The organism is Leucobacter musarum subsp. musarum (assembly GCF_001273845.1).
Lineage (GTDB): Bacteria > Actinomycetota > Actinomycetes > Actinomycetales > Microbacteriaceae > Leucobacter > Leucobacter musarum.
Map to the genome: position 1 here is coordinate 1 of NZ_JHBW01000021.1, position 460 is coordinate 460.

Annotated in this window: 1 protein-coding gene; it reads right to left on the bottom strand. The window is 63.0% G+C overall.

Translation table 11 applies throughout. From position 1 onward, the window contains the following. The coding region (locus CH42_RS16825) for a methyltransferase domain-containing protein (protein WP_275575605.1) at positions 1 to 381 on the bottom strand (381 nt) is incomplete at its 3' end. Between the last annotated feature and the right edge of the window lie 79 nt (positions 382 to 460).

The following is a 460-nucleotide window of genomic DNA, read 5'->3' on the forward strand; positions in this document are numbered from 1 at the left end:
CGACCAGATGACGCCCTCGTAGTCGACGTCGCGGGCCGCGACGACCCCGCCCGGCGCGGTGACGCGTCGCATCTCGCGGAGCATGGCGACCGGGTCTCCCACGTGCTGCAGCACCTGGTGCGCGTGCGCGATGTCGAAGCTGTCGTCGGCCATGTCGAGCGCGTAGGCGTCCGCCGTCTCGAAGCGGAGGTTCGCGAGACCGAGCGATGCCGTATCGGCCGCGGCCTTCTCCACGACGTCGCTCGACGCGTCGATGCCCACGACCTGCCCGGGAGCGACGAGGCGCGCGAAATCGGCGGTGATGGTCCCCGGTCCCGCGCCCCCGCGACTAAGGGGGAACTTGTTTGCCGGCTTCTGCCTGTAAAAAAAAAAACAGAGCACACGAGAACGTAATAGATATCGTATGTCATCTTCTGCTTGAAAAAAAAAGAGACACGAGTATGATAACGTTAGAATGAGG